Origin of the sequence: Agrobacterium larrymoorei (assembly GCF_013322225.1) — a bacterium.
GTDB lineage: Bacteria > Pseudomonadota > Alphaproteobacteria > Rhizobiales > Rhizobiaceae > Agrobacterium > Agrobacterium larrymoorei_A.
The window spans coordinates 38,507-63,759 of record NZ_JAAMFB010000010.1 but is presented as its reverse complement, the minus strand read 5'-3'; the positions used below and the strand labels follow the sequence as shown (position 1 = coordinate 63,759).

At 56.4% G+C, this 25,253-nt stretch carries 23 protein-coding genes; 7 read left to right on the top strand and 16 right to left on the bottom strand.

Annotated elements, in window-relative coordinates; all coding sequences use genetic code 11:
- Window positions 1–20: 20 nt before the first annotated feature.
- The 3 genes from G6L28_RS05130 to G6L28_RS05120 all read right to left on the bottom strand — a co-directional run bounded on the left by G6L28_RS05130 (window position 21) and on the right by G6L28_RS05120 (window position 2,847).
- Complete coding sequence (locus tag G6L28_RS05130; RefSeq protein ID WP_174062721.1) at window positions 21–839, bottom strand: ABC transporter permease; 819 nt, start codon at window positions 837–839, stop codon at window positions 21–23.
- Window positions 836–1,624 (bottom strand): ABC transporter ATP-binding protein, encoded by a 789-nt coding sequence (locus G6L28_RS05125; RefSeq protein WP_174062720.1) that lies wholly within the window; start codon window positions 1,622–1,624, stop codon window positions 836–838. The genes G6L28_RS05130 and G6L28_RS05125 overlap by 4 nt, the downstream gene beginning before the upstream one ends.
- Window positions 1,625–1,806: 182 nt before the next feature.
- Window positions 1,807–2,847, bottom strand: a complete 1,041-nt coding sequence (locus G6L28_RS05120; RefSeq protein ID WP_174062719.1) for an ABC transporter substrate-binding protein — start codon at window positions 2,845–2,847, stop codon at window positions 1,807–1,809.
- A 287-nt stretch (window positions 2,848–3,134) separates the two neighbouring features.
- Between G6L28_RS05120 and G6L28_RS05115 the strand changes: the two genes are divergently transcribed.
- From G6L28_RS05115 to G6L28_RS05095, 5 genes are all read left to right on the top strand, one after another.
- Complete coding sequence (locus tag G6L28_RS05115) at window positions 3,135–4,694, top strand: VOC family protein (RefSeq protein ID WP_174062718.1); 1,560 nt, start codon at window positions 3,135–3,137, stop codon at window positions 4,692–4,694.
- Between the two features lie 282 nt (window positions 4,695–4,976).
- A complete protein-coding gene (locus G6L28_RS05110) occupies window positions 4,977–7,784 on the top strand; it encodes a DUF2339 domain-containing protein (RefSeq protein ID WP_174062717.1) in 2,808 nt (935 codons plus the stop codon).
- A 57-nt stretch (window positions 7,785–7,841) separates the two neighbouring features.
- Window positions 7,842–8,483, top strand: a complete 642-nt coding sequence (locus tag G6L28_RS05105; RefSeq protein ID WP_174062716.1) for an HD domain-containing protein — start codon at window positions 7,842–7,844, stop codon at window positions 8,481–8,483.
- 11 nt (window positions 8,484–8,494) lie between these two features.
- Window positions 8,495–9,340: an MOSC domain-containing protein gene (locus G6L28_RS05100; RefSeq protein WP_174062715.1), complete on the top strand. Its 846-nt coding sequence runs from the start codon at window positions 8,495–8,497 to the stop codon at window positions 9,338–9,340.
- Between the two features lie 123 nt (window positions 9,341–9,463).
- On the top strand, window positions 9,464–10,690 hold the full coding sequence (locus tag G6L28_RS05095; RefSeq protein WP_174062714.1) for an MFS transporter: 1,227 nt from the start codon (window positions 9,464–9,466) through the stop codon (window positions 10,688–10,690).
- Between the two features lie 6 nt (window positions 10,691–10,696).
- Here G6L28_RS05095 and recO read toward each other — a convergent pair whose 3' ends face one another.
- The 11 genes from recO to rpoZ all read right to left on the bottom strand — a co-directional run bounded on the left by recO (window position 10,697) and on the right by rpoZ (window position 19,762).
- Window positions 10,697–11,461, bottom strand: a complete 765-nt coding sequence (gene recO / locus G6L28_RS05090) for a DNA repair protein RecO (RefSeq protein ID WP_174062713.1) — start codon at window positions 11,459–11,461, stop codon at window positions 10,697–10,699.
- 93 nt (window positions 11,462–11,554) lie between these two features.
- Complete coding sequence (locus G6L28_RS05085; protein WP_174062712.1) at window positions 11,555–11,908, bottom strand: response regulator; 354 nt, start codon at window positions 11,906–11,908, stop codon at window positions 11,555–11,557.
- A gap of 202 nt (window positions 11,909–12,110) precedes the next feature.
- Complete coding sequence (locus tag G6L28_RS05080; protein WP_174062711.1) at window positions 12,111–12,863, bottom strand: Crp/Fnr family transcriptional regulator; 753 nt, start codon at window positions 12,861–12,863, stop codon at window positions 12,111–12,113.
- Between the two features lie 118 nt (window positions 12,864–12,981).
- The gene (era, locus tag G6L28_RS05075) at window positions 12,982–13,941 is read right to left on the bottom strand and encodes a GTPase Era (protein ID WP_174062710.1); all 960 of its coding nucleotides are present in this window, start codon (window positions 13,939–13,941) and stop codon (window positions 12,982–12,984) included.
- Between the two features lie 10 nt (window positions 13,942–13,951).
- On the bottom strand, window positions 13,952–14,668 hold the full coding sequence (rnc, locus tag G6L28_RS05070; protein WP_174062709.1) for a ribonuclease III: 717 nt from the start codon (window positions 14,666–14,668) through the stop codon (window positions 13,952–13,954).
- Window positions 14,665–15,411, bottom strand: a complete 747-nt coding sequence (lepB, locus tag G6L28_RS05065; protein ID WP_174062708.1) for a signal peptidase I — start codon at window positions 15,409–15,411, stop codon at window positions 14,665–14,667. Before lepB ends, rnc begins: the two co-directional genes overlap by 4 nt.
- Before the next feature lie 133 nt (window positions 15,412–15,544).
- Window positions 15,545–15,949: a holo-ACP synthase gene (acpS, locus tag G6L28_RS05060; RefSeq protein ID WP_174062707.1), complete on the bottom strand. Its 405-nt coding sequence runs from the start codon at window positions 15,947–15,949 to the stop codon at window positions 15,545–15,547.
- Entirely contained in the window at window positions 15,946–16,524 is a 579-nt protein-coding gene (locus G6L28_RS05055; protein ID WP_174062706.1) for a DUF2062 domain-containing protein, read from the bottom strand. Before G6L28_RS05055 ends, acpS begins: the two co-directional genes overlap by 4 nt.
- Window positions 16,525–16,647: 123 nt before the next feature.
- Complete coding sequence (locus G6L28_RS05050) at window positions 16,648–16,794, bottom strand: DUF3563 domain-containing protein (RefSeq protein ID WP_174062705.1); 147 nt, start codon at window positions 16,792–16,794, stop codon at window positions 16,648–16,650.
- A 191-nt stretch (window positions 16,795–16,985) separates the two neighbouring features.
- Window positions 16,986–19,220, bottom strand: a complete 2,235-nt coding sequence (locus tag G6L28_RS05045) for a RelA/SpoT family protein (protein ID WP_174062704.1) — start codon at window positions 19,218–19,220, stop codon at window positions 16,986–16,988.
- A gap of 152 nt (window positions 19,221–19,372) precedes the next feature.
- Window positions 19,373–19,762, bottom strand: a complete 390-nt coding sequence (rpoZ, locus tag G6L28_RS05040; RefSeq protein ID WP_174062703.1) for a DNA-directed RNA polymerase subunit omega — start codon at window positions 19,760–19,762, stop codon at window positions 19,373–19,375.
- A gap of 286 nt (window positions 19,763–20,048) precedes the next feature.
- Between rpoZ and G6L28_RS05035 the strand changes: the two genes are divergently transcribed.
- A complete protein-coding gene (locus tag G6L28_RS05035) occupies window positions 20,049–20,621 on the top strand; it encodes an NYN domain-containing protein (protein WP_174062702.1) in 573 nt (190 codons plus the stop codon).
- Between the two features lie 182 nt (window positions 20,622–20,803).
- On the top strand, window positions 20,804–22,300 hold the full coding sequence (locus G6L28_RS05030) for a globin-coupled sensor protein (RefSeq protein ID WP_174062701.1): 1,497 nt from the start codon (window positions 20,804–20,806) through the stop codon (window positions 22,298–22,300).
- A 113-nt stretch (window positions 22,301–22,413) separates the two neighbouring features.
- On the opposite strand, the gene G6L28_RS05025 is transcribed toward G6L28_RS05030, so the two are convergent.
- Together G6L28_RS05025 and G6L28_RS05020 are read right to left on the bottom strand one after the other, a co-directional pair.
- The gene (locus G6L28_RS05025; RefSeq protein ID WP_174062700.1) at window positions 22,414–23,109 is read right to left on the bottom strand and encodes an FkbM family methyltransferase; all 696 of its coding nucleotides are present in this window, start codon (window positions 23,107–23,109) and stop codon (window positions 22,414–22,416) included.
- A gap of 162 nt (window positions 23,110–23,271) precedes the next feature.
- The gene (locus tag G6L28_RS05020) at window positions 23,272–25,248 is read right to left on the bottom strand and encodes a putative bifunctional diguanylate cyclase/phosphodiesterase (protein WP_174062699.1); all 1,977 of its coding nucleotides are present in this window, start codon (window positions 25,246–25,248) and stop codon (window positions 23,272–23,274) included.
- Window positions 25,249–25,253 lie beyond the last annotated feature (5 nt).

Here is a 25,253-nt window from a genome sequence, read left to right as displayed (position 1 = left end):
GATTATTCCCGACCTGTCATCTATTGCCCCATCGTCGAGCGATGCGCCCAACCTGTCATGCGCTTTTCTACCCAGGCCATGACGGCATACATGGCTATGCCTTCCACCGCGAGCATCAGCAGGCCTGCGAAAACGAGAGGCACATTGAACTGGCTCTGAGCCGAGCTCATCATATTGCCAAGGCCGTAATTGGATGCCACCGTTTCAGAAACAACGGAGCCGACGAATGCAAGCGTAATGGCGATTTTCAGTGAGCCGAAGAAATATGGCATCGAGCGGGGGATGCCGACCTTCAGCATGATGTCCATTTTCTTTGCGCCCAGCGCGCGCAGCACGTCTTCCGTTTCAGGCTCTATGGTCGCGAGGCCCGTGGCGACGTTCACCACGATCGGGAAGAAGGAAATGAGGAAGGCTGTCAGCACGGCAGGTACGGTGCCGATGCCGAACCAGATGACCAGAATGGGCACCAGAGCAACCTTGGGGATCGCGTTGAAGCCGATCATCAGCGGGTAAAGTCCTGCATAGATCGTCTTCGACCAGCCGATGAAGAGGCCGATACCAAGGCCCGCAACCACCGCAATCGCGAAGCCAAGTGTGGTGGTATAGAGCGTTTGCAGCGAGTTTTTCCAGATCGGCGACCAGTATTGCACCACCGCCTGCCCGACCCGAACTGGAGATGGCAGAATGGTTTGCGGCATTTTCAGCGCATAGACCAGCAGTTCCCAGGCGGCGAAAAGAGCCAGCGTATAGAGCCACGGCGCGGCCTTGACCCAGTTTACCCTTGCAATCAGCGGCTTTGGCGGTTCGGCTGCAACCTGGCTTTCGACAATCGCACTCATGCCGCCACCCGCGCCTGCGCGATTTCGCCATGCAGTTCCTGAACCATGTCATTGAAGCCTTTTTCATACATCAGAGGAAGCTGGCGCGGACGCTCGAAGGGTACGCGATGTTCAGCCAGCACCCTGCCCGGCCGCGCGCTCATCACGAAAATCTTGTCGGCAAGAAATGTCGCTTCGCGCAGATCATGCGTTACCAGAATGATCGTGACGCGCTGTGCTGCATGGAGATCGCGGATGACGCACCACAGTTCCTCACGGGTGAAGGCATCCAGCGCGCCGAAAGGCTCATCCAGCATCAGCAATTCCGGTTCGTGGATCAAAGCGCGGCAAAGGTTTGCGCGCTGCTGCATGCCACCGGAAAGCTGCCATGGATATTTGGAGCCGAAGCCCTTCAGCCCGACGATTTCGAGCAGACGTTCCGCCTTGGCAACATATTCTGCCTTGTTTGCCCGCAGCCGGTGACGGTGCTTCTCCACGATTTCCAGTGGCAGCAGAATATTTTCCAAGGTCGTGCGCCATGGCAGCATGGTGGGGTTCTGGAACGCCATGCCGACAATGGAAACCGGCTCCGTGACCTGCTTTCCAGCCACGATGACATTGCCACGCTGGGGAATATGGAGGCCAGTGACGAGCTTCATCAAGGTCGATTTTCCGCAGCCGGACGGACCGACCACGGCTGCAAACTCGCCCTTGCCCACCGTGAGGTTCAGACCTGAAACAGCAAGCGTTCCCGAAGCCCCGCCATAGCGCATGTCGACGCCGTCGATTTCTACCAGATGAGGCATGACTCTGATTCCTATGTGTTTTCCATGCACCGTTGCAGAGGTGCAGGAGGCCAACCACCCTCTCGACGTCATCCTCGGGCTTGACCCGAGGATCCACTCACGTCGCAAGAGCGGAGGCGTCTATGGATGCTCGGGTCAAGCCCGAGCATGACGGTGGGGAGATAGGCTCGACGCTACCAGCCTCAAGGCAGCATTCGCTCTTCCTTCGCGGGCAGATAGCTGGCATCGAACACCTGCTCGGCCTTCACATTGCCCTTCAGCCCAATCGAAACCTTCAGTGTTTCCATAGAAGCCGCAAGACGCGTCGGGTCGATGCCGCCCATGCCGTTTTCGACCACATAGGGCGTCTTGATGTTCATCGCGTTCGCCATGGTCAGGCGCTGCAATTCGATGTCGCTGTTCAGCGTTTCGTTACGCTTGAGTACGGCTGCGACGCCCTCTTCAGGGCTTTTCACGGCATCAGCGAAACCCTTGGCCAGCGCCTTGAGGAAACCCTTAACAGCTTCAGGATTTTCCTTAGCAAAATCAGTGTTTACCAGCACGGCGTTGCCATAAAGATTCAGGCCATGTTCAGCCATCAGAATGGTGGAGATGTCATCATCCGAAATGCCCTGCGCCTTGAGGTTCAGTATCACCGAGAAGGCGAATCCGAAGACGGCATCGACATCGCCCTTGGCAAGCATGGGCTCACGCACGGGAAAGCCGATCGATTCTATCTTGATGTTGCTGTCATCGATCTTGGCGACCTGCTTGAATGCCTTCCACTGCGCAAACGCGCCATCCGGCGGCGGCGCGCCGAGCTTCTTGCCTTCGAGCGATTTCGGATCGTCCGTCACGCCCAGCGACTTACGCCCCACGACTGCGAAGGTCGGGCGCTCATAGACCATGTAGATGGCCTTCACCTTCTGAGACGGGTCTTCGTCCAGAAACTTCATGACGGAGTTGATGTCGCCAAAGCCCATCTGGTAGGCGCCAGTGGCGACGCGCGGAATGGCTTCCACCGAGCCATTGCCGCTATCGATGGTGACGTCGAGACCTTCGGCCTTGAAGTAACCCTTGTCGAGCGCGAGCAGAAATCCGGCGGCGGGGCCTTCGAATTTCCAGTCGAGCGTAAATTTTATCGGCGTTTCGGCGAAGGCTGGCAGGGGAGCGGTGGAAATACCTGCAAGCAAACCAATGGCGGCCAAAGCCGCTGTTCTAGAAAACAGCCTTCGCGTCAACATTCTGAAATTTCCCTCTGGAGGTTTTTTTATTTCGTTTGCGTCATACAAGCCAATTTCCGCCATAATGGCAAGAACTAATCGCTCATTATTTGTTCAAAAATTTTACCGATTAAATTTTTATCATTTACAACATTACGGGTGTGCAGCCGCGTTATTTTCTGGGCAGAATGAAATCGCTGTCACATGATTGTTCACAAAATGAACACATCGTTCGCAACCGCCGGGATTGCGAAAAGCTTAATCTCGAAGAACATAGCGTTCTGAATAAAGACTTGGAGAAACCCCAGATGACATCCGCACTCGGCATCCACCACATAACCATGATCACAAGAAAGGTGCAGGCCAATGTGGATTTCTATGCGGGCTTCCTGGGCCTACGGCTGGTCAAGCGGACTGCGGGTTTCGAAGATGCCATGCAGCTTCATCTCCTTTATGGGGACTACGCTGCCGCGCCCGGCTCGCTGATGACCTTCCTTGTGTGGGAAGACGGTGCTCAGGGTCGTGTCGGTTATGGGCAGACGCTGGAAGTCTCACTTGCCATCGATCCCGCCAGCATCGGCTTCTGGCTAACCCGTGCCTTGCAGGCAGGTGTCCGCACCGAAGGTCCGATGGACGAGTTCGGAGAACCCGTGATTCGCCTCAAGGACCCGGATGGTATCATCATCAAGCTTGTGGGCACCGATGCCTTTCCAGAAGCCGAGCCGCACGAAGCGCCGGGTATTCCGCTCGAACACGCTATCCGTCGCATTCGTGGCGCAACAATGCTGAGCGAAGTACCGGAAGAAACGGAAAGCTTTCTGGAAAAGCATTTCGGCTATGTGAAGCAGGACAGGCAGGGCTCCATCCGCCGCATGTCTTCCACCTCTGGCGACATTATTGATGTGCGGGACGCCACCGGCTTCTGGTCCAGCGCGCCCGGCACAGGCACGGTAGATCACATCGCCTTCCGCGCCCGCGATATGGACGACCTGACCGAGACATTAAGCTCTCTGAAATCGCTGAACTCCTCCACGACGAATGCGCATGATCGCAAATATTTCTATTCGCTCTATGTGCGCGAACCGGGCGGCGTGTTGATCGAGATGGCGACGGATGCGCCGGGCATGACCGTGGATGAGCCATTGGAAAGGCTTGGCGAAGAACTGTTCATCCCGCCACTTTTCATGCGGGACGAGGAGGATGTGCGCGTGGCGCTACCGCAGTTTTCCATGCCGGGAGAAGAGCGCGTCATCTACCGCGATCTTCCTTTCGTGCATCGTTTCCACACACCTGCCGAACCGGATGGCAGCGTCGTGGTTCTGCTACACGGCTCCGGCGGCAGCGAAACAAGCCTCATGGCGCTGGCTCACAGGGCAAACCCCAATGCCACGCTGCTCGGCGTGCGCGGGCGCAGCACCGAGGAAGATGTGGCGCGCTGGTTCCGACGCTTTGCCGATTCGACCTTTGATCAGAAAGATATTGCCGCGGAAGCGGAAGCCTTCGCAGCCTTTCTGGAAAGTGCGGGGCAAGCCTACGGCATCGACCGCTCCAAGCTGAGCTTCATCGGCCATTCAAACGGTGCAAACTTTCTTGCGGCCTTCTTTGCGCTCCACCCGCAATGCGCAGCGCCAGCCCTGCTACTGCGCCCTATTCCCGTGTTGGACCACTGGCCACCAGCCGATCTCACCGGCACCAGTTTCCTTCTGGCAGCGGGTGAAACGGACCGATACCACGACAAGGCGCATGAGCTTGCGACGCTTTTGAACGATAGCGGCGCAAAGGCTGAAGTCAGGACGTTGCCTGCCAGTCACGACCTCGGTCTGGATGATGTGGAGTTGGCGAAAGAGTGGGTTTCTTTGGGTGCATAAAGATAGGCCTGAACCCCTCACTTGCAATTTCTAACACTTAGCTTTCAGCTAAGATGTTGAAATTGCTTTCTCTCCCACAAGGGGAGAGATAGGGGTGGGCGCCTCGCCGCTTGCACCGCTACCTCTACCCTTGTGGGAGAGGAAGAAAAATCATGATCTTAGCGAAAGCTAAGTCATAGATTTTTCAGGTGAGGGGTCATGCTTACTTCCCCAAATCCACAACCGAGCTTGCACACACAGCAATAAAAGGCTTTAAAAAACAGGACTGTACGCGGAGTGCTCATGACGTCCTTCCTGCTTCTTCTTATTGTCGGCTATGTGGTTGCGTTTTTCTACACGCTGAATGCCAGCATCAAGAATTCCAGACGCCTTGTGGAACTGGAAAAGGAAGTCTCGGCGCTGAAGGCGCAGGTTACGGCGGGCGTCGTGCTTGTAGCACCAGAAGCGACGGCGCGGGATGCTGTAGCAAGTCAGGACGAGAACGCGGAAGCAGCAGCCTTCCAAGCTGAAGACGAACCGGAAGAAGACATGCCGACGCCAGCAGTCGCAGCACAGGTCGCTGCAGAAGATGTAACGCAGGAAGACGCCGCTTCGGCACAGTCGATGCAACCGGCTACGCCTTCACCAACAGCAGCACCCATTGCGCCTCCGGCGAAAGAAAGCTTCGAAAGCAGGCTCGGCGCTCGCTGGACGGTGTGGGCAGGTGGTCTGGCGCTCGCGCTGGGCGGTATATTCCTCGTCAAATATTCTATTGAAAGCGGGCTGCTTAGCCCCGCCGTACGGCTGGTCATGGCAGCCGCCTTTGGGCTTCTGCTTGGCAGTGTGGGCGAAGCGGTGCGTCGTAAGGCCGTGCCTGGTATCGCCGCCGCTTACACAAACGCCATGATCCCGGGCGTGCTGACGGCTGCCGGTGCGCTGACGATGTTCGGCGTTGTCTACGCCGCTTATGGAATTTACGATTATATCGGCCCGACGACAGCCTTCATCGCATTGGCGCTCGTCGCCTTCGCAACGCTTGGCTTATCGCTTTTGCATGGACAGGCCTTGGCCGGGCTCGGCCTGTTCGGCTCCATGGTCACACCTGCACTGGTTTCTACCGAGACACCCAATATATGGGCGCTGTTCGTTTTCCTTTCCGTTTCATGGGTGGCAACTGCGCTTGCGGCGCGCAGCCAGCGCTGGCACGTCGTCCCTGCCCTTGCCAATATCGGCATGGGGTTGTGGGCGCTGGGTTACATAACTTTCTCGGACATTGTGGAGGTGGAGCCGGTTCTTGCGGGCCTTCTTGCCATGATAGCGGGTGCGATATGGATCTGGCCCGGCAAGGCTTATGAGCATCCACCAGAAACCGATATCATTAACGCAGAGGCCACTGGCTCGCTCCCACTCATCAAGAATTTGCTGGGAAGGCCACCGCTTGCATTAGGCCTTACGCTTTCGATGGCCGTCGTTCTGCCAGCTATTGCGCTTTCCAGCATCACGACTGCCATCACCATGCATCCTGCTTTTGCGGTTGCCGTGCTGGTCATAGGACTTGCAGCGCTCGGCGCCGGTCGCCACCATGCGGTATGGCCCGCCATTTTCGCTGCCCTCACCGCCTTGGGCTGCGCCAACCTGCTGGCTCAGTTGGGTTTCGATTTTCTTCCAGCGCTCAACGGCAATGGTGGCGTAATCACCCCTTCCAGCGTTCCTGTCGACAACAGCATTCAGGCATCCGTCATCCGCATCATGGGCGTCCTATTTCTGCTGTTCAGCATCGTTGCAATGCGGCGCAAGACCGTGAAGGATCCGCGCTTCGGTGCGCTTTGGGCCGTCATCGGCGCGACCGTGCCGCTTGGCCTCGGCATCATAAGCTTTGTTGAATATGGCAATCTGACGCGCGACTGGCTCCACGCCGCCTATGGGTTGGCCGTTGGCTGCACTTTGTTAGGCTTTGCCTACCGCTTCGACAGGAAAGCCGAATCCGCCTTTCAAGGGCCTGTCAATATCATGACGCTCGGCTCATTCGTCGCGTTCGTCTTCACCGTTCATACCCTGACTTCTGGCCTTGCCACCACCATTCTCATCCCAATAATCGGCTTTGCTTACATCCTTGCCACCAGATACAGAAATTGGTCTGTCCTCCCGTGGGTTATGGCACTGGCCTGCGTTTTCGTGCTTGGTCGCATCGCATGGGAACCGACGATTGTTGGGCCACAGAACCTGGGCACTACGCCCGTTTTCAATGCCCTGCTGCCCGGTTACGGCATTCCCGCACTGCTCGCCATTGCCTCGGCATGGTTGCTGCGAAATTGGCCATGGACGAGGGCGAGAAACTTTCTGCAGGCGATTGCAAGCCTTATGGGGCTGCTGGCCATCGCCATCCTCGTGCGCCACGCCATGAATGGAGCCGTGTTGAACGACGCGGCGCCGACGCTTGGCGAGCAATCCATTTACACACTGCTGACCATTGTCATGTCAGGCATTCTGATGACGCTGGACTTGAAGAGCCCGAGCCCGATTTTCCGCTATGGTTCGATGGTGGCTGGCGTCATTGCAATGGCAAACGTGCTGATCGCCCATTTCTTCGCTCTCAACCCTTATTTTACCGGAGAAAGCACCGGGCCATGGCCGATCATCAACCTGCTGCTGATCGGCTATCTTCTCCCCGGCGTCGCTTATGCGGGCCTCGCCTATTACGCGCGCGGCAAGCGCCCGAAGCTCTACGTCACGCTCCTTGCGCTCTCCGGCGCGGCGCTTGGCTTCGCTTGGGCAACGCTATCGGTGCGTCGCTTTTGGCAGGGTGAAAATATTGCTGACTGGAAGGGCTTTCTTCAAGGCGAGACCTATAGCTATTCGGTTGTCTGGCTCGCCATCGGCGTGCTTCTGCTCGTCCTCGGCTCGCGCTTCGATGCCAAGAGCCTGCGCCTCGCCTCGGCAGCACTGGTACTGCTGGCGGTTGCCAAGGCCTTCCTCATCGATATGAGCAACCTCGAAGGCGTGCTGCGCGCACTTTCCTTCATCGGGCTCGGCGTCGTATTGATCGGCATCGGCCTTTTCTACCAGAAGATACTGACTGCAAGACCACTGCAAACGGCGGCGCAGGAATGATTGCGCCTGCTGATGCCGACATCTAAAACGCGACTCCGAAAACATAAGGAATCGCACATGCTTGCCCAATCCTTTGCCCCTCACGAGGCGCTGGCCGAAACGCTGATACCGCATGCGGCGGAAGGCGACGATGGCTCGCATGATCTTGCGCACATCCACCGCGTTTTTCGTAATGCCATGCGCATTCACGCGGTGGAAGGTGGCAATAGTGATGTTCTGGCAGCAAGCGTATTGCTGCATGATTGTGTTGTGGTGGAAAAGAATTCACCCCTGCGGTCTCAGGCATCACGCTTGGCCGCTGAGAAGGCCTCCGGCATTCTTGACGATATCGGCTGGTCAGCCGCAGATGTGAAAGCCGTCGCCCATGCCATTCTCACCCACAGTTTTTCCGCCAACATTGCGCCGGAAACGCTGGAGGCGAAAATTTTGCAGGATGCGGATCGGCTGGATGCCATCGGCATGATTGGTGCCGCCCGCTGTTTCTATATTGCAGGTCGCCTCGGTTCTGCGCTCTACGATCCGGAAGATCCGCTGGCGAAGAACCGCCCGCTTGACGACCGGCGCTTTGCGATTGACCATTTCGAGAACAAATTGTTCAAACTGGCTGACGGTTTCCACACCGAAACCGGACGGCAGATCGCCAGGCAGCGACACGAGCGCTTGCAACAGGTGCTCGACCTGTTTCTGGATGAAATTTGAGGACCACGACGATGCGTATCAGCGAACTGAATATCTACCCGGTCAAGAGCGCGCGCGGCATCTCGCTTTCCCGCAGCGCCATTTCCTTGGAAGGCCTGCCGGGAGATCGCCGTGCGATGATCGTTGATCCGTCCGGCAACTTCGTTACGCAACGCGAATTAACCTCGCTCGCCACTATTGACGTGGTGCCTGAAGAAGGTGGCTATCGCCTGTCCGTCGAGGGCAAGGGAGAGGTTTTCGCCCAACCCTCCGCCTCAAGGCTGGATGTCACCGTATGGGGTTCCAAGGTCAATGCAGCCATCGCTCAGGATGACGCCAACCAGGCGATTTCCCTTTGGCTTGGGCAGGAACTGAAGCTTGCCTTCTTCGACGACCGGTCCACCCGTCTTGCCAGTGTGGAATGGACCGGCAGCGAAACGCCCGTCACCTTCACCGATGGCTATCAGATTCTCGTCACCACCACCGCCTCGCTAGCGGCGCTGAATGAGGATATGCTGGCAAAGGGCGAGGATAGCGTCGGCATGGAGCGGTTTCGTCCAAATATCGTACTGGATACCGACGAGCCGTGGGCCGAAGACCAATGGGCTGCAATCGAAATCAACGGTATCCGCTTCGATCTCGTAAAGCCCTGCACCCGCTGCATCATGACGACGCAGGACCAGAAGACCGGCTCGCGCGACGTGCCCTCGCCCATGAAAGCCATGGGCCGCCTGCGCATGTCCGCCGACGCTCGTGTTAAAGGCGTGTTGTTCGGCTGGAACCTGACGCCAAGGGGTACGGGTGAGATTGCGGTGTGCGATATTGCGCATGTGGTGGAGCTAAGGGGCGAGGCTTGGCCGTTAAAAAGGAGGGGTTGAAAGAACATCCCCCTCTAGAAGTGACGCCTCCCGCATCAATCCCCTTGATGTACCCGTCAAGAAAAGTCGCTGGCGTCGTATATCGCGGATGAATAATATCCTTCTCCTATTCGGAGGAAAATCATGTCCGCTGTGCCAAGCCAAACAACCAGCCGTCCGATGCCGTGGCTGATCATCATTGCCGGGTCGCTGATTGCAGTTCTGACCTTCGGGCCACGTTCAGCGATGGGTTTCTTCCAACTGCCGATGCTGGCCGATACGGGGTGGGATAGGTCTACCTTCGGTCTGGCAATGGCGTTGCAGAACCTTTTCTGGGGCTTGGGACAGCCGTTCTTCGGCGCTATGGCGGATAAGTTCGGTACAGGGCGCGTACTCATCCTTTCCGGTATTATCTATGCTCTCGGCCTGCTTTGCATGTCCGTCGGAACCTCGCCTGTCTGGCTGCATTTCGGTGGCGGTGTTCTTGTCGGGCTTGGCGTGGCTGCAGGATCGTTCAGCGTCATTCTTTCTGCCTTTGCGCGGCATGTCACGCCCGAGCAACGCTCTATGGCGTTCGGTATCGGCACGGCTGCCGGGTCTGCCGGCATGTTCATCTTTGCGCCCATTAGCCAAGGCCTGATCTCCACCTATGGCTGGTCGGACAGTCTCGTCTGGCTAAGCGTCATGATGCTGCTGGTGCCGCTCCTGGCTTGGCCGCTTCGAGGTAATTCATCGTCAGGCTCGCAGTCCCAAGCGCAGTTTAAGCAGACGGCTGGCGAAGCGCTGCGCGAAGCTCTGGGCCATAAGAGCTATCTGCTGCTGACGACCGGTTTCTTCGTCTGCGGCTTTCAGGTGGCTTTCATCACCGCGCATTTCCCGGCTTATCTTGGGGATATCGGCATCGAGCCGCGCTATGCCGTAATTGCCATGGCGTTGATCGGTTTCTTCAACATCTTTGGGTCGCTGACAGCTGGCTTCATCGGGCAACGATATTCGAAGCCCTATTTCCTCGCCTATATCTATATCGGGCGCTCGATTGCCGTTACGGCATTCCTGCTGCTGCCGCAGACACCACTTTCGGTCATCATATTCGCAGCCGTCATGGGCGTGCTATGGCTATCCACCGTGCCGCCGACAAACGGCCTCGTTGCCATCATGTTCGGTACACGCCACCTCGGGATGCTGGGCGGCGTTGTGTTTCTCTCGCACCAGATGGGATCGTTCCTCGGCGTATGGCTTGGCGGCTTCCTCTATGACAAGCTCGGCTCTTACGATCTCGTATGGTGGCTGGGTGTTGCGATGGGCCTGTTTGCCGCCGTGGTACATTGGCCGATACAGGAACGACCAGTCGTGCGTCCTGCCATGGCTTGAGCTGATTTAACCCGCTTTATCCAGCGAAGCCGCATCCAGCTTCTTTTCAAGAGCCTTTAATGCCGCCTGCACGAAACCGTCGCGAGCGGCATTTTCCTCAATCCCTCTGGGCTCATAGACGTGTCTGTTGAGAAAATGATTCGTCAGCCGGAAGGCGGCGGATAGGCTCTGACAATCGGCGGCTGGTGGGCGTTCTTCGCTCAAAAACCGTGGTAACGCCAGCATCCGGTTTGCATAGGGAGCGCCCGCTGCGCGGCACACTGCCCTCCCCGTTTTCGGCGATACATAAATCAAATCGCTACGGATACCGGTCGCCGCGCATTCCGTGAGGTCGAGGCCGAAGCCGAGATCGTTCAGCACGGCGAGTTCGAAGCGCACGAACAGTTCGCCCGCATCTGCCGGATCGGAAAGATTATCGAGAATGACATCCAGCGCCTGAAAAAGATGCGGGTGGGGATCACGCTCCGGCAGAAGGCGCAGCAAAGCGCCCATGGCCTGTACGCCGTAGACCGCAGTGGCGGTTTCCATCAGTTGAGCGGCGCGCAGTTGCAGCGGCTCGATCCGGTATTCACCAAGATGGTCGTCAAGGCGTGCGCGCCAGACGACATCGACCTTGTTTCCAGCCTGAAGCACCGGCTGCATCGTACGAGAGCGTCCACCGCGCACCATACCCAAATGGCGGCCACGCACGCGCGTCATCACCTCGACGATCACACTCGTCTCACCGTGGCGCTTCACGCCAAGAACAATTGCTTCATCCTGCCATTGCATGAATGTCTTCGCCAAAGGTTACGCGCGGCGTCAAAAATCACCGCGCATCGCTTAAAACGAATATATCCGAAACGGACGCCCGGCGTCCAATGCTTACGCCATCAGACCCGTGACGAAAGCCTTTAGCTCCGGCTCGCCAAAAGGCTTGTCGAGCAGTGGCGCATCGGCAAAGTCAGCGGGAAAACCGCTGGTATCCCCGTAACCGCTGACAAAGCCGAACGGAATAGAGTAGTCCTTGAGATGGCGTGCAAGCTCATAGCTCGTTCCGTCGGACAAACTTACATCAAGAAGGACGCAATCCGGGCGCGCACGTAGAAGCGCTTCCTTGGCCTGAGACAGCGTTGTTGCAATATCTATAGTATGAACGCCCATCGACTGAAGGGACGTTTCTACATCCATCGCAACCAGATATTCGTCCTCCACGATGAGAACCCGTTGAGGCATCATGTCTTTTTCTTCTCCGGATGCAGCGTGCGCCATAAGGCACCGCTTACCATGGAAATACATGGTTCGAATTCCTGACATCGCAGATTGATTTAGCAATGTCATTTAAAAAAGACATAGGAACATTTGTGTACGAAATCGAACAGTGCGGAATTTTGTCCACCGCAGGGCGACGGCGGAGCCTAAGATCCGAACTGGCCAATCATCAGATAAACGGCCGACCTTTGCGTGGTTCCCGATCCCAGCCTGCCACGTCGGCAAGTCCATCCTCATCCAAAACCATGCAACCCTTATCGATCCAGCGGATGAAGTTTCGCTCCGCCAGTTTCCGCAGCGTTTTGTTGGTGTGAACGATGGATAAACCAAGCGTATCGGCCACATGTTGCTGCGTAACGGGGATGACCGCATTGCCGTCCAGAAGGCCCACCCTGCTTGCCTTGTCGTGGAGAAAGGCCAGCAGATAGGCGGCGCGCTCCAGCGCGGTTCTTCTCCCTACGCTGAGGAGGTGGCTGTCCAGCATACGCTCTTCGCTGGCAGCGATCCAGGTGAGATCATAGGCAAGTGACGGGTGATCGATGAACAGCGTGTTAAGCCGACCCCGCTCGAAAACACAGAGCGTTACGGGCGACAGCGCTTCCACCGAATGCTGCATCTCACCCATTATCGTGCCCTGCAATCCGATCAGGTCTCCTGGCATTATATAGTTGAGGATTTGCCGACGCCCGTCTTCAAGCGTCTTGTAGCGAAACCCCCAGCCCTCAAGAACCGTGTAAAGATGCGCGCTGTGGGAACCCTCCATCAAGACGATCGCGCCGCTTTCTACGGAGAGTTCTCCGGTTTTGAAGTGCGAGACGAAATTGAGTTCAGGTGGAGAGAAATCCCGAAAATGAGGAAGGCCCCGCAACGGACACTGCTCGCACGGGGTTGTGGAAATACCGCTTGGCCTTTTTGGAGACATGAAAATCCATATATACGTGCAATAGTAATATTGCCCGTAACAACTGGATCACGAGGCTTTCAGTTCCCTGTAAAGCGGCACGAAAATCGAAATCGATTTTCGCAAAGCTCAAATTTTATCAGGACCTTGGGAATTCGAGGCCCATCTCGCGGAATCGCTCGGGGTCATTGCCCCAGTTTTCCCTAACCTTGACGAAAAGGAAAAGATGCACGGGCTGTTCCAGAATTTCGGAAAGCTCTTTGCGGGAGGCCGATGAGATGGCCTTTATGGCTTCGCCGCCCTTGCCGAGCGCGATCTTCTTTTGGCTGTCACGCTCCACGTAGATCACCTGCTCGATGCGAACAGAGCCATCCTTGCGCTCTTCCCACTTCTCGGTCTCGACGTGCGAGGCGTAGGGGAGTTCCTGGTGTAGACGCAGAAAAAGCTTTTCGCGGGTGATTTCTGCGGCGAGCTGGCGCATCGGCAGATCGGAAATCTGGTCTTCCGGATAATACCAAGGCCCCTCTTGAAGCTCGGCTGCCAGAAAATCCATCAGGTCGTCGCAACCGGAACCATTGGTCGCGGAGATCATGAACGTGCGGTCGAAGGGCACGATTTCGTTCGCTGCGGCAGCAAGCTTCAAAAGGTCTTCGCGCTTTACCTGATCGATCTTGTTGAGGCAGAGGATTTTCTTCTGACGAACGTCTTTCAGTCCTTCCAGAATTGTTTGCGCATCGCCCTTCAGACCGCGTTCGCTATCGATGAGAAGCAGGATGACGTCCGCATCCTTGGCACCACCCCAGGCAGACGTCACCATGGCACGATCCAGCTTCCGACGCGGCTTGAAGATGCCGGGTGTGTCCATGAACACGATCTGCGCGTTGTTATGGATAGCGATACCGCGCATAACGGCGCGCGTCGTCTGCACCTTGTGGCTGACGATGGAAACCTTCGCGCCCACCAACCGGTTGACCAGCGTGGACTTGCCGGCATTGGTCGGGCCGATCAGGGCCACGAAACCGGAACGGGTCGGACCGGTTGCGACAGCCTCATTATCGGTGCCTTCGCCCTGCTCGGCGTTAAATTCATTCTCGGTCATGAGTATCCAATCAGTTTGCGGCAGGTTTCTGCCAGACGCCTTCGCGTTCCAATAGTTTTGTCGCCGCGACCTGCTCGGCGGCGCGCTTCGAGCGATCCACGCCCGTTTCCGGCGCTACGCCGGGTATTTCGACAGTCACAGTAAAGCGGGGATCGTGATCCGGTCCAGAGCGGTCGTCAACCCGGTAATTGGGGGTGGCGGCGAACTTCGCATGCGCCCACTCCTGCAATTCCGTTTTGGCATCGCGTCTGCCTGCATCCTCGCTGACCGCACGCTTCTGCCAGAACTTGAGGATAAAGCCGCGCGCTGCCTCCAGCCCGCCGTCGAGGTAAATGGTCGCAATCAGGCTTTCAACCACATCGGCGCGCACGTTCAGCATCGCCTTGCCGGTCAGCTTCTTCACATCGGCACCAGTGCGGATGAAGAGATGCAGGCCCATCTCGTCGGCAATCGCCGCGCAGGAATCGGCGCTGACGAGCTGGTTCAGACGAACGGAAAGCTCGCCTTCGGTCGCGGTGCGGAAGGTGGAAAACAAGAGTTCCGCGACGCAGAGGCCGAGCACGCGGTCGCCCAGAAACTCCAGGCGTTCGTAGTTTCCTGCTTTTGCGGAGCGCGCACTTGCATGTGTCAAGGCCCGGTCAAGCCGGGCCTTTTCCTTGAATTCATATCCGATCAACGCTTCCAGACGGGAGATTTCCTCCGTCGAGAGCGGCTTGGTCTTGGTCATTCGACTACCTTGAACAGACGGTCCCAACGCATGTTGGCGGGCCACTCCCAGACACGGCTGAATGGCGTGTCGTTGCCGAGCGAGAAGAAGATGACGCTTGCGCGGCCGATCAGGTTCTCAGCCGGAACGAAGCCGACGTCGAAACGGCTGTCCAGAGAGTTGTCGCGGTTATCGCCCATCATGAAGTAATGGCCTTCGGGAACGATGAATTCGCGTGTGTTGTCGCCACGGCTATCCGGAGACTGGTCGAGCGTATCGTAGGAGACGCCGTTATCCAGGGTTTCACGGAATACCGGGACATTGGCACCGGGATCAGCGCGGTAATCGGACGTAAAGACGCCATCGGGCTGCTTCGGCACGGGCTGACCGTTGATGAACAGAACGCCGTTCATCACCTGAATACGGTCGCCGGGTAAGCCGACGAGGCGCTTGATGTAATCAACATCGGGATTAGGCGGCAGGCGGAAGACCACGACGTCGCCACGCTTCGGCTCGCTGAACTGCAGGATGCGACCAGAGAACAGGTCCGGGGAGAACGGCAGCGAATACTTTGAATAGCCGTAGGAAAACTTGTTCACGAACAGATAATCGCCAACCAGCAGCGTCGGCATCATCGAGCCGGAGGGGATGGTGAAGGGCTGGAAAAGAACGGTGCGGATGACCATCGCCAGCAGCAGTGCCTGAACGATGACCTTGATGTTTTCCCAAAGGGCGCTCTGTTTCTTTTCAGCTTTTTCGGACACTTGACCTGCCTGCTCGTTCTTTATCGTTTTTAAAACCGCTGCACAGTTTTTCGCGTCATGCTTTAGAGCGTTTCCGGTCCAAAGGAAAGCGTTTCCATTGCCTTGACCCGCGCTAAACCGTAGCAATTCCGCGTTATTTGCTTATGGGCAGCGCTTCGATGATCACAAAAGCCTGCGCGTAGGGAAACTCGTCGGTAATCGTCAGATGGATGACGGCGCGGTGATCCGCAGGCAGAAGCTCCGCCAAGCGTTCGGCGGCGCCATTGGTCAGCTCCATGGTCGGCTTGCCGCTCGGCAGGTTGACGACACCCATGTCTTTCCAGAAAACGCCCTGCGCCAGACCCGTTCCCAGCGCCTTTGAACAAGCCTCTTTCGCAGCAAAACGTTTGGCATAGGAGGCCGCACGATTTTTGCGTCGGTCTGACTTCGCTCTCTCTATATCGGTAAAGCAGCGATTTGTGAAACGCTCTCCGAAACGGGAAATGGAGGTCTCGATACGACGGATATCGATCAGATCGCTCCCCATGCCTATGATCATTCAACAGTACCCATGAGAGAATTGCGGTGGGCCGTTCGCGCGGCCAGTTGCTCGTGTTTGCGCAGGTTGAAGCCGCGAATGACGGTGTAGACCACGGCATAGGTCACGACAGCAGACACAGCCGCCGGAATGATCGAGCCGATCGTCATGGGCTCCAGAACAGGCTGCCAAAGCTGCAGAAAGTTCATGTGGGAGAAAATGGCAACGAAATCGACGTGCTGGGAGACGCCCGCGCTGCTACGCCCCATTATGAGGTGACCAAGCTCCCAGGTGGAGGCCCAAATGAGAGGAAATGTCAGAGGATTGGCAAATGTGGTTCCGAGCGCGGCAGCCACGAGATTGGCACGCAGCAGGAAACCGATAATCATGGCGATGATGATGTGGATGCCTAGAAAGGGCGTCCATGCGACTGCCACGCCAATCGCCACTCCCGCCGCCACGGAATAAGGCGAGGCAGACAGCCGCACGAGCTTCAGCTTCATATAACGAAGCGAACGGCGTAACCCCATGCGCGGCCAGAGAGCGGCGCGCAATCTTTCGGAAAAAGTAGCAGGTGTACGACGACGAAACGGCATCTTGAGACCTTATTTCATCGCCCGCATTCCGCCAAGAGGCGAAAGCGCCAACCTGCACACCGGGATGCAATGATTGCGAACCGCCTCATCTGCATAGCAACATGGCCGCTATGCATTTATGCATTACTTGCGGAACATGCCACGGTCGATTTCGCGCTGACGGAATTCCAGGTCAACACGCGAAACGGAGTCGCTGAGGTAATCGAATTCACGTTCCTGAACCGACTTGCCACGAACAGCGCGGGCGATCTTACGAAGCGGTGCAAACATCTTCATTTCCTTTCCAGATGAGAGGCCAGATCTTCAACGGCTTCGTTGCCGGAGAGCCTCTGTGTTGCTCTTGATTTCTGGAGTGAAGATAGTCGTGATCCCGATGGATGACTACGGACAAGACAAGGCCGCTGCCATGCAATCAGCGCATAACAGCGGCCTCAAAGGTCACTCTTTAGCCATGAATTGCCTTAATCGAAGGCACGTTTGACAGTCGAAACGCAATCCAGCTCCTTGAGCTGCGACAGCAACTGGTTCAACTGCCGCAAATCCCAAACCTCGACATCCAGAGACAGCTCAGAGAAATCCGTTCCGATGCGCACCATGTTCAGGCCGCGGATGTTGACGTCCAGCGTTGCAATCGACTGGGCCACCGAGGCGAGCGTTCCCGGCTCGTTTAAGGCGTTGATCATCAGCCGCGCCATAAAGCGGGACTTGTTGGCCTCATCCAGATCCCAGCGCACGTCGATCCAGCGTTCGGGCTCGTCATCGAAGCGTTGCAGCGCCGGAGACTGGATCGGGTAGATGGTGATGCCCTTACCCTTTTCCATGATGCCGACAATGCGATCTCCCGGCACAGCGCCGGTCATGCCGAAATGAACTTCGACGTTATCTGACAGGCCACGTATGGGCATGGGGTCAGGACCATCGATGATTTCCGCTGCACCATCGTCTTCCATAACGGAGCGGGATTTTCCGGGAATCTTGAAGATCATGCCCGACGCGCTGCGCATGTTGAACCAGCCATCATCGCCGGTCATTTTTACCGTGACGCGCTCATCCTGATAATCCGGGAACACGGCGCGCAGCACATCAAGCGAGGAAACCTCGCCACGGCCCACGGCGGCAATTGCATCCTCCACGTCCTTTTGAGCCAGACGATGCAGAACCGGCTTCAAAGCTTCTCGCGAAAAGGTCTTGCCTGCCCGCTCGAAGGTGCGCTCCAGGATACGGTAACCAAGGCCCGCATATTGCTTGCGGATGGCCATGCGCGTCGCGCGGCGGATAGCGGAGCGTGCCTTGCCCGTGACGACGACCTCTTCCCAGGCAGCAGGCGGAACCTGCACGCCGGAACGGATGATTTCCACTTCGTCGCCGTTATTCAGGCGGGTCACGAGCGGCATGATCCGACCGTTGATCTTTGCACCTACAGTCGTATCGCCAATATTGGTGTGAACCGCATAGGCGAAATCGATGGGCGTCGCGCCACGCGGCAGCGCGATAAGCTTGCCCTTCGGCGTGAAGCAGAAGACCTGATCCTGAAACAGTTCGAGCTTGGTGTGCTCCAGAAACTCTTCCGGGTTATCACCTTCTGCCAGCGCCTCGATGGTGTGGCGCAGCCAGGAATAGGCGTTGGATTCGGGCGAAAGCAGATCGCCCTCCCCGTTCTCCCCATCCTTGTAGAGTGAATGCGCGGCGATGCCGAATTCCGCGATCTCGTGCATGCGACGGGTGCGAATTTGCAGTTCGATACGCTGGCGCGACGGGCCGACGATGGTGGTGTGGATCGAGCGGTAGTCGTTCTGCTTCGGCGTCGAGATATAATCCTTGAAACGACCCGGCACCACGCGCCAACGCGTATGCACGATGCCGAGCGCACCGTAACAGGACGGAATATCCTGAACCAGAATTCGAAACGCATAGACGTCCGAAAGCTGCTCGAAAGATAGTGACTTCGACTGCATCTTGCGAAATACGGAATAGGGCTTTTTCTGCCGCCCTTTGACAATGGCACCTTCGATGCCGCTCGCCAGCAGCAGTTCGCGCAACTCGTCCTCGATCTTCTTGACGAGGCCCTGGTTGCGCTCATCGAGTTCCGCAAGCCGCTTCGTCACGGTCTCGTAGGCTTCAGGATTGAGGTAACGGAACGAGAGGTCTTCCAGCTCGTCGCGCATATCCTGCATACCCATGCGACCAGCCAGCGGCGCATAGATTTCCATGGTTTCTTCGGAGATGCGGCTGCGCTTGTCGGCAGGCATATGCTCCATGGTCCGCATGTTGTGAAGGCGGTCTGCGAGCTTCACCAGCAGAACGCGAACGTCATCCGAGATAGCAAGCAACAGCTTGCGCAGGTTCTCGGCCTGCTTTGCCTTCTTGGTGACGAGATCAAGCTTCTTGAGCTTGGTGAGACCTTCCACCAGACGTCCGATATCTTCGCCGAACATCTCATCGATCTCGGCGCGCGTTGCGCTCGTATCTTCGATTGTATCGTGAAGAAGCGCCACCGCGATGGTCGATTCATCGAGGTGCATTTCGGTGAGAATGGCGGCCACTTCCAGCGGATGGGAAATGTAGGGGTCGCCGTTGGCCCGTTTCTGCTGGCCATGTTTTTGCATGGCATAAACATAGGCCTTGTTCAGCAAGGCCTCATTGGCTTCCGGCTTGTATTTCTGAACCCGCTCCACGAGTTCGTATTGTCGCATCATGTATGGGATGCCCCGAAAAAGAAAGAGCGCCAACTGGCGAGGAAAAACCCCGCCGGACTGGCGCACAATGCTGCATAATCCAGGATCAGATTATGACGACAAAGATTTAAAGAGCGTAACCGGCGATGAAACCGGCATAACGCGCCGTAAAATCAATAATCGTCGTTCTTTTCCGGCGGCACAAGGCCTTCGATGCCAGCAAGAAGCTCTTCTTCCGACATCTGGTCGAAAGTAACGGTTTCAGGCGCATCGTCATCTTCACCGTCGCCTGCCGTGGCCGCGAGTGTGACCGGATCGGGCTCGGGCTCGTCCACCTCGACATGCTTCTGCAGCGAGTGGATCAGATCTTCCTTCAGGTCGTCGGGCGAAAGCGTCTCGTCGGCGATTTCGCGCAGGGCGACAACCGGGTTCTTGTCGTTATCGCGATCGATCGTGATCTGAGAACCTTGTGAAATCTGACGCGCGCGGTGGCTCGCGAGAAGCACCAGCTCGAAGCGGTTGTCTACTTTATCAATGCAATCTTCTACGGTGACACGGGCCATTGCCTGTCCTTTACGGGTCTTTATGTCGCTGATTAACCGTCCCGATACAGGGAATGGCTGTGGATTTCAAGTTTTTCCTCATCGGAACTTCTCGTAGCCTGAGCAGTTTGTGCGAATGAGGACAAACGTTAAACTTTAGACATAATTCGTCAAAAGGGGTGGACTGACGAATGATGAAGCTTATATGAAGGCTTAATAATGTAACATATCGACAAGGTATGTTCCCGAACTCGTTACTGATTTTTAGTTATTGGCGGCCCGTTCGCCCAGGAAGGATACGGTCTTAATGTTCGACCCACGCGAGAAAATTGCACTCTTTATCGACGGGGCAAATCTCTACGCTGCATCCAAAAGCCTTGGCTTCGATATTGACTATCGTAAACTGCTCAAAGCATTTCAAAAAAGAGGTTATCTGCTTCGCGCCTATTATTATACGGCATTGATCGAAGATCAGGAATATTCTTCCATCCGCCCGCTGATCGACTGGCTGGACTATAACGGCTACAAGGTCGTGACGAAGCCCGCGAAGGAGTTTACCGACGCGATGGGCCGCCGCAAGATCAAAGGCAACATGGATATCGAGCTTGCAGTCGATGCCATGGAGCAATCCGAAACGGTCGATCACCTCGTTCTGTTTTCCGGCGACGGCGACTTTACGACGCTTGTCGAGGCCTTGCAGCGCAAGGGCCGCAAGGTCTCCGTTATTTCCACCATGGCAACCCAGCCGCCAATGATCGCAGACGATTTGCGCCGTCAAGCCGACCACTTCATCGATCTTATTTCGCTAAAGGCTGAAATCGGTCGCGACCCGAGTGAGCGGGCACCTCGCCACACGGAACATGCAGACGCCGTAGAATAACCTTTTTGAATTTTGCAAACGTTCACAGCGCGCCTTTATCACTGGCGCGCTTTTTACTTTAATAAGCCAAATTTAGATTTCGCTCATTTGAAGTTTAGCAAATAATTAAGCCTGATCGTGCTTATTCTCCCCTCATACTAGATCGTAAGTGAATCACAAATTTTCGACCCGGGGGTGGGTAAATGAGCGCATCGCATGAAGGCCATCAGTTGAAGGAAAGGCTTGAATTCCTTGGCCTCGGCCATGAGCAGAGGCAGGAACTGGCTGCACTGAAGCCGACCATCACAGCCTCACTCGATTTGTCGCTTGATGCCTTTTACAAAAAAGCGCGCGCCGTGCCGGATACGGCCAAATTCTTCTCTAACGAAGCTCATCTCGAGCACGCCAAGAGCATGCAGATCAAGCATTGGACGCTGATCTCCTCTGCCGCTTTCGATAGCAATTACACGTCTGCCGTTACAGCCATCGGTCGTACCCATGCACGTCTCGGGCTGGAGCCCCGCTGGTACATTGGCGGCTATGCGCTCATTCTCGAAGGCATCATCAAAGCTGTCGTTGAAACGCAACTGAAGGGCTTCCTCGTTGAGAAGAAGGGCAAGAAGGTCGCGTCCGACATCACTGTTGCCGTGAAAGCCGCGCTTCTCGACATGGACTACTCGATCTCGGTCTATCTTGAAGCGCTTGCCGAGGAGCGCACGAAGGTGGAACAGGAACAGCAGCGCATGAAGCAGGAGCAGGAACAGGTTCTGTCCGTGCTCAACACAGCCCTGAACCAGATGGCGAAGGGTGATTTGACCTCGCGCATCGATGGTCCGCTTGCTGCCGAGTTCGAGACGCTGAAGAACAACTTCAACACGGCGCTCAGCAAGCTTTCCGGCGCATTTGCAGAAATTACCGAAGAATCCTACAAGATTTCCAGCAACACCCGCGAACTGACCTCTTCTACCGATGATATGGCCCGCCGCACCGAGCAGCAGGCTGCGTCGCTGGAACAGACGGCAGCCGCCATCGAAGAAATTACCACGATTTCCAAGCAGTCCGCTCAGCGCACGGAGCAGGCAAAGAACATCGTCAAGAGCTCTGCGGAAGAAGCCGAGCGTTCACGCCATATCGTGACCGAAGCAGTAGAAGCGATGAGCGCGATCGAGGAATCGTCGCAAAAGATCACTCAGATCATCAGCGTCATCGACGAGATTTCCTTCCAGACGAACCTTCTGGCACTCAATGCCGGCGTCGAGGCCGCTCGTGCGGGTGAAGCGGGCAAGGGTTTTGCCGTCGTTGCGCAGGAAGTGCGCGAACTGGCGCAGCGCTCAGCATCGGCAGCCAAGGAAATCCGTACGCTCATCGACAAGTCTTCCCAGGATGTTGCCCATGGGGTGTCGCTGGTCAGCCGCACAGGCGAAGCGCTGAACTCCATCGGCAGCAAGGTCGATAACATCCACGAGCATATCGGGGCTATAACCCAGGCCGTTCACGAACAGGCCATGGGCATTCAGGAGATCAACTCCGCCATCAACAGTATGGACCAGTTGACGCAGCAGAACGCCGCCATGGTGGAAGAAACCAACGCCGCCACCCACGGTCTAAGCGACGTCAGCGCAAACCTTGCAGCCCTGATTGGCCGGTTCAACGTTCAGAAACAGATGAGCTATCAGCAGCCGACATATCGCGCTGCCTAAATCTGAAGGCTTTATTTCCAGAAGCGAGGACGGACCCCTCAACGGCAATTTCTAACACTTAGCTAAAGCCAAGTTACAGATTTTCCAGTGCCGAGGGCTTCGTCTCTTATTCTTCAGTCCACTTCGGGCTCATACTCACGCGGGCCATCGTCCTTCGCAAACAAGACGCAGGGACCGCGTGAGCCTCTCGGATCATAGGCATAACCCTTGTCCGCCAAGGCTTTTGTCAGCGTCCGCACACCCTCGAGACCGTAGAGATGGTCGTGCAATTCAACGAAAATCCGCTCGACACCTTCCATCCGCGCATGTTGCAACAGATCGCATTCCGCGCCTTCGATATCCATCACCAGAGCATTGATCCTGTGCCGGAAAATGAAGTCATCAATGTTTTCCGAACTGATCTCGATGCGGCTTTCATACGGCCCCTGTTTCTCGTCCATGGACGACATCCACAAGTCGCGTCTCACGTAGAAAGGATAGGTTCGCGGCTCGGACGCGGTGAGCAGACCCTGAGAGAAGGAAACGTTGCTGCGGCCATTGGCTGCAATCACCCGTTCGGCCAGTGATGCCGTGGACGGATTGGCTTCGAAGGCCCAAACGGACACATCTTCGATACCCGCGATGATCGACGTAATGATGCCAATACCGGAACCCAGCTCCAGCACGCGGTCGCCGGGCTTTATCGCCTTAAGGACACTGCGGGCTTCCTTGGCTTCGTAGCTGCCGTCCTTCAAGGCCGCCCAGATGACGGGTGATACCTCGTCCGGTGCGATCGGCAGAACGATGCCATGTACTTCAAACGCTTCCATTACCGATTCCCTCTCAAGCACCACAGCGCTTCGTGAGCGTTTTCTAGCGCATGGGCGGCAAAATCGAAATCGAATTTCGTGAAGAAAAAGATGCTGTCTTGCTGATGCGGATTGTTAGGTCTTGGACGGCACGATCTTGCGGCAAAACATTGACGCTGAAGCTCAGGTCCTGAGCGGCAAGATCGCGGCGCGGCGATCATCGGTCTGCGAGAAAGCGCCAAGCATATGCAGCCTGTCTGCTGGCACCGGTTCGCTTATGAGATATCCCTGGATCTGATCGCAGCCGAGCTTGCGCATGTAATTGAACTGCTCTTCGGTCTCGATCCCCTCTGCAATCGTCGTCATCCGCAATCGACGGCCAAGGCCGATTACGAACTCCACGATTGCCAGCGCATCCGGGTCGGTGGTGACATCCCTGAGGAACGACTGGTCGATTTTGAGCTTGTCGAACGGCACACCCCGAAGATTGCCCAAGGACGAGTAGCCCGTCCCGAAATCATCCATGGCGATCTTGATGCCGACGGCTTTCAGTTTTTCGAGGATATCGACCGTCTGCTCGTTATTGCTGAGCAACACCGATTCCGTAATTTCAAGCTCAAGCCTGCTCGGGTCCAGCCCACTCTTGTCCAACGCACCCACGACGTTGTGAATGAGGTTTGCACTGTGAAACTGGATCGGCGAGAGGTTGACGGCAATCTTCAGGCCGCCATCCCATTTCGCGGCCTCCTTGCACGCCGTTTCCATGACCCACTTTCCAAGTGGATGAATGAAGCCTGTTCTTTCAGCAACCGCGATGAAATCATTCGGAGGCACCTTGCCTCTGACCGGATGTGTCCACCGCAAAAGTGCTTCGAAGCCGCAGACCTGCCGGTTGGCGGTAGCGATTTGCGGCTGGTAATAAACTTCCATCTCGTCGTTCTGAAGCGACGCGAGCAAGTCGGCTTCAAAAGACTTTTTCTCCGCGAGCTGGCTTTGCATATAGGGCTTGAAGACGCTGACCTTCCCCGCTCCGGAGCGCTTTGCTTCATAAAGCGCAAGATCGGCGTGTTTGAGCAACTCGTCGGCAAGGGTCACACCGTTGGAAACCGCGATACCGACGCATGTTCCGATTCGTATTTCCAATTCCCCGAGAAAATAGGTCTGCCCTACCCGCTCGACCAGCTTTTGGGCAAGCTCAACCGCCAGTTCCTCGGTCAATGTTTGGGAAATGATGGCGAACTCATCTCCACCGAGGCGACAAATCAGATCATCCTGCGAACGCAGGGGCAAGAGCCGTGTCGCCACCGCTTGCAACAGCGAGTCGCCGACATCATGCCCAAGCGTATCGTTGATGTCCTTGAACCCATCGAGGTCCAGCAGCAAAAGAGTTGCCTTGCCCACGCCGTTCGCCGGATCGAGTTTCAGGGTCAATTCCTTGCGAAACAGCGCCCGGTTCGGCAAATCAGTCAATGCATCGTGATAGGCATCATACTCGAGACGAACATTGTTGGCCTGCAATTCCAGAGTAGCAATGCGCAGCTTGTCCGCCAGTCCCCGCAAGTCTTTGTGCGCACGATCCAGCAGGCTATTGTGCCGAAGCAGCAGAACGAACAGCGCCACGCCGCAGAGAATCAAACCGGCAGCGAGCGCGGTATATATGATGTGAAGTGTGCGTACTTCCGAATGGGCGGCATCGATGAGGGTGACGTCATTCGCCACCGAAGATGCAGCCAGCGCCATCAGTGGACCGTCCAGCGCACTCATGCTCGGAAGCAGGGCTTTCACATCATCGGCAGTCAGCTGATCGAGCCTCTGGTCGAGATCGAGCAGGATGTGCGCCAGCGATTCCGCCAGATTTCGGGACTGCGGCGTACTGTTGACGAAGTTGCCGAGATTGCCCTGCTGGAGCAGTTCAGCGCGGCCCAGCATAATTTCGAGCCGCAGCCTGAGTTCATCCCTGCCAACGTCATTCACGCCAAGGGCAAATTCCGCCAAAAGGTTCTGGAAGCGCATATATTCCGCAACCGTTTGGCTGACGGCCCAGGAATCATTATAACGCGCGAACTTCTGCAGTGCGTTCTGGCGCTCTGCGATCACATAAGCAATGTAGCCCGTTGCGAGGACGAAGCAGCATATGATGACCGCGAGGGCTTTTCGCAAAATAC

What these genes read in the sequence shown, in the direction of transcription:
- G6L28_RS05050 (WP_174062705.1), bottom strand. Translation starts at nt 16,794, where the DNA reads ATGTTTGCACCGCTTCGTAAGATCGCCCGCGCTGTTCGTGGCAAGTCG.
- G6L28_RS05115 (WP_174062718.1), top strand. Translation starts at nt 3,135, where the DNA reads ATGACATCCGCACTCGGCATCCACCACATAACCATGATCACAAGAAAG.
- G6L28_RS05130 (WP_174062721.1), bottom strand. Translation starts at nt 839, where the DNA reads ATGAGTGCGATTGTCGAAAGCCAGGTTGCAGCCGAACCGCCAAAGCCG.
- recO (WP_174062713.1), bottom strand. Translation starts at nt 11,461, where the DNA reads ATGCAATGGCAGGATGAAGCAATTGTTCTTGGCGTGAAGCGCCACGGT.
- G6L28_RS05085 (WP_174062712.1), bottom strand. Translation starts at nt 11,908, where the DNA reads ATGATGCCTCAACGGGTTCTCATCGTGGAGGACGAATATCTGGTTGCG.
- G6L28_RS05105 (WP_174062716.1), top strand. Translation starts at nt 7,842, where the DNA reads ATGCTTGCCCAATCCTTTGCCCCTCACGAGGCGCTGGCCGAAACGCTG.
- rnc (WP_174062709.1), bottom strand. Translation starts at nt 14,668, where the DNA reads ATGACCAAGACCAAGCCGCTCTCGACGGAGGAAATCTCCCGTCTGGAA.
- G6L28_RS05120 (WP_174062719.1), bottom strand. Translation starts at nt 2,847, where the DNA reads ATGTTGACGCGAAGGCTGTTTTCTAGAACAGCGGCTTTGGCCGCCATT.
- acpS (WP_174062707.1), bottom strand. Translation starts at nt 15,949, where the DNA reads ATGATCATAGGCATGGGGAGCGATCTGATCGATATCCGTCGTATCGAG.
- G6L28_RS05030 (WP_174062701.1), top strand. Translation starts at nt 20,804, where the DNA reads ATGAGCGCATCGCATGAAGGCCATCAGTTGAAGGAAAGGCTTGAATTC.
- G6L28_RS05125 (WP_174062720.1), bottom strand. Translation starts at nt 1,624, where the DNA reads ATGCCTCATCTGGTAGAAATCGACGGCGTCGACATGCGCTATGGCGGG.
- G6L28_RS05095 (WP_174062714.1), top strand. Translation starts at nt 9,464, where the DNA reads ATGTCCGCTGTGCCAAGCCAAACAACCAGCCGTCCGATGCCGTGGCTG.
- G6L28_RS05025 (WP_174062700.1), bottom strand. Translation starts at nt 23,109, where the DNA reads ATGGAAGCGTTTGAAGTACATGGCATCGTTCTGCCGATCGCACCGGAC.
- G6L28_RS05080 (WP_174062711.1), bottom strand. Translation starts at nt 12,863, where the DNA reads ATGTCTCCAAAAAGGCCAAGCGGTATTTCCACAACCCCGTGCGAGCAG.
- G6L28_RS05045 (WP_174062704.1), bottom strand. Translation starts at nt 19,220, where the DNA reads ATGATGCGACAATACGAACTCGTGGAGCGGGTTCAGAAATACAAGCCG.
- G6L28_RS05035 (WP_174062702.1), top strand. Translation starts at nt 20,049, where the DNA reads ATGTTCGACCCACGCGAGAAAATTGCACTCTTTATCGACGGGGCAAAT.
- G6L28_RS05110 (WP_174062717.1), top strand. Translation starts at nt 4,977, where the DNA reads ATGACGTCCTTCCTGCTTCTTCTTATTGTCGGCTATGTGGTTGCGTTT.
- G6L28_RS05055 (WP_174062706.1), bottom strand. Translation starts at nt 16,524, where the DNA reads ATGCCGTTTCGTCGTCGTACACCTGCTACTTTTTCCGAAAGATTGCGC.
- era (WP_174062710.1), bottom strand. Translation starts at nt 13,941, where the DNA reads ATGACCGAGAATGAATTTAACGCCGAGCAGGGCGAAGGCACCGATAAT.
- G6L28_RS05100 (WP_174062715.1), top strand. Translation starts at nt 8,495, where the DNA reads ATGCGTATCAGCGAACTGAATATCTACCCGGTCAAGAGCGCGCGCGGC.
- rpoZ (WP_174062703.1), bottom strand. Translation starts at nt 19,762, where the DNA reads ATGGCCCGTGTCACCGTAGAAGATTGCATTGATAAAGTAGACAACCGC.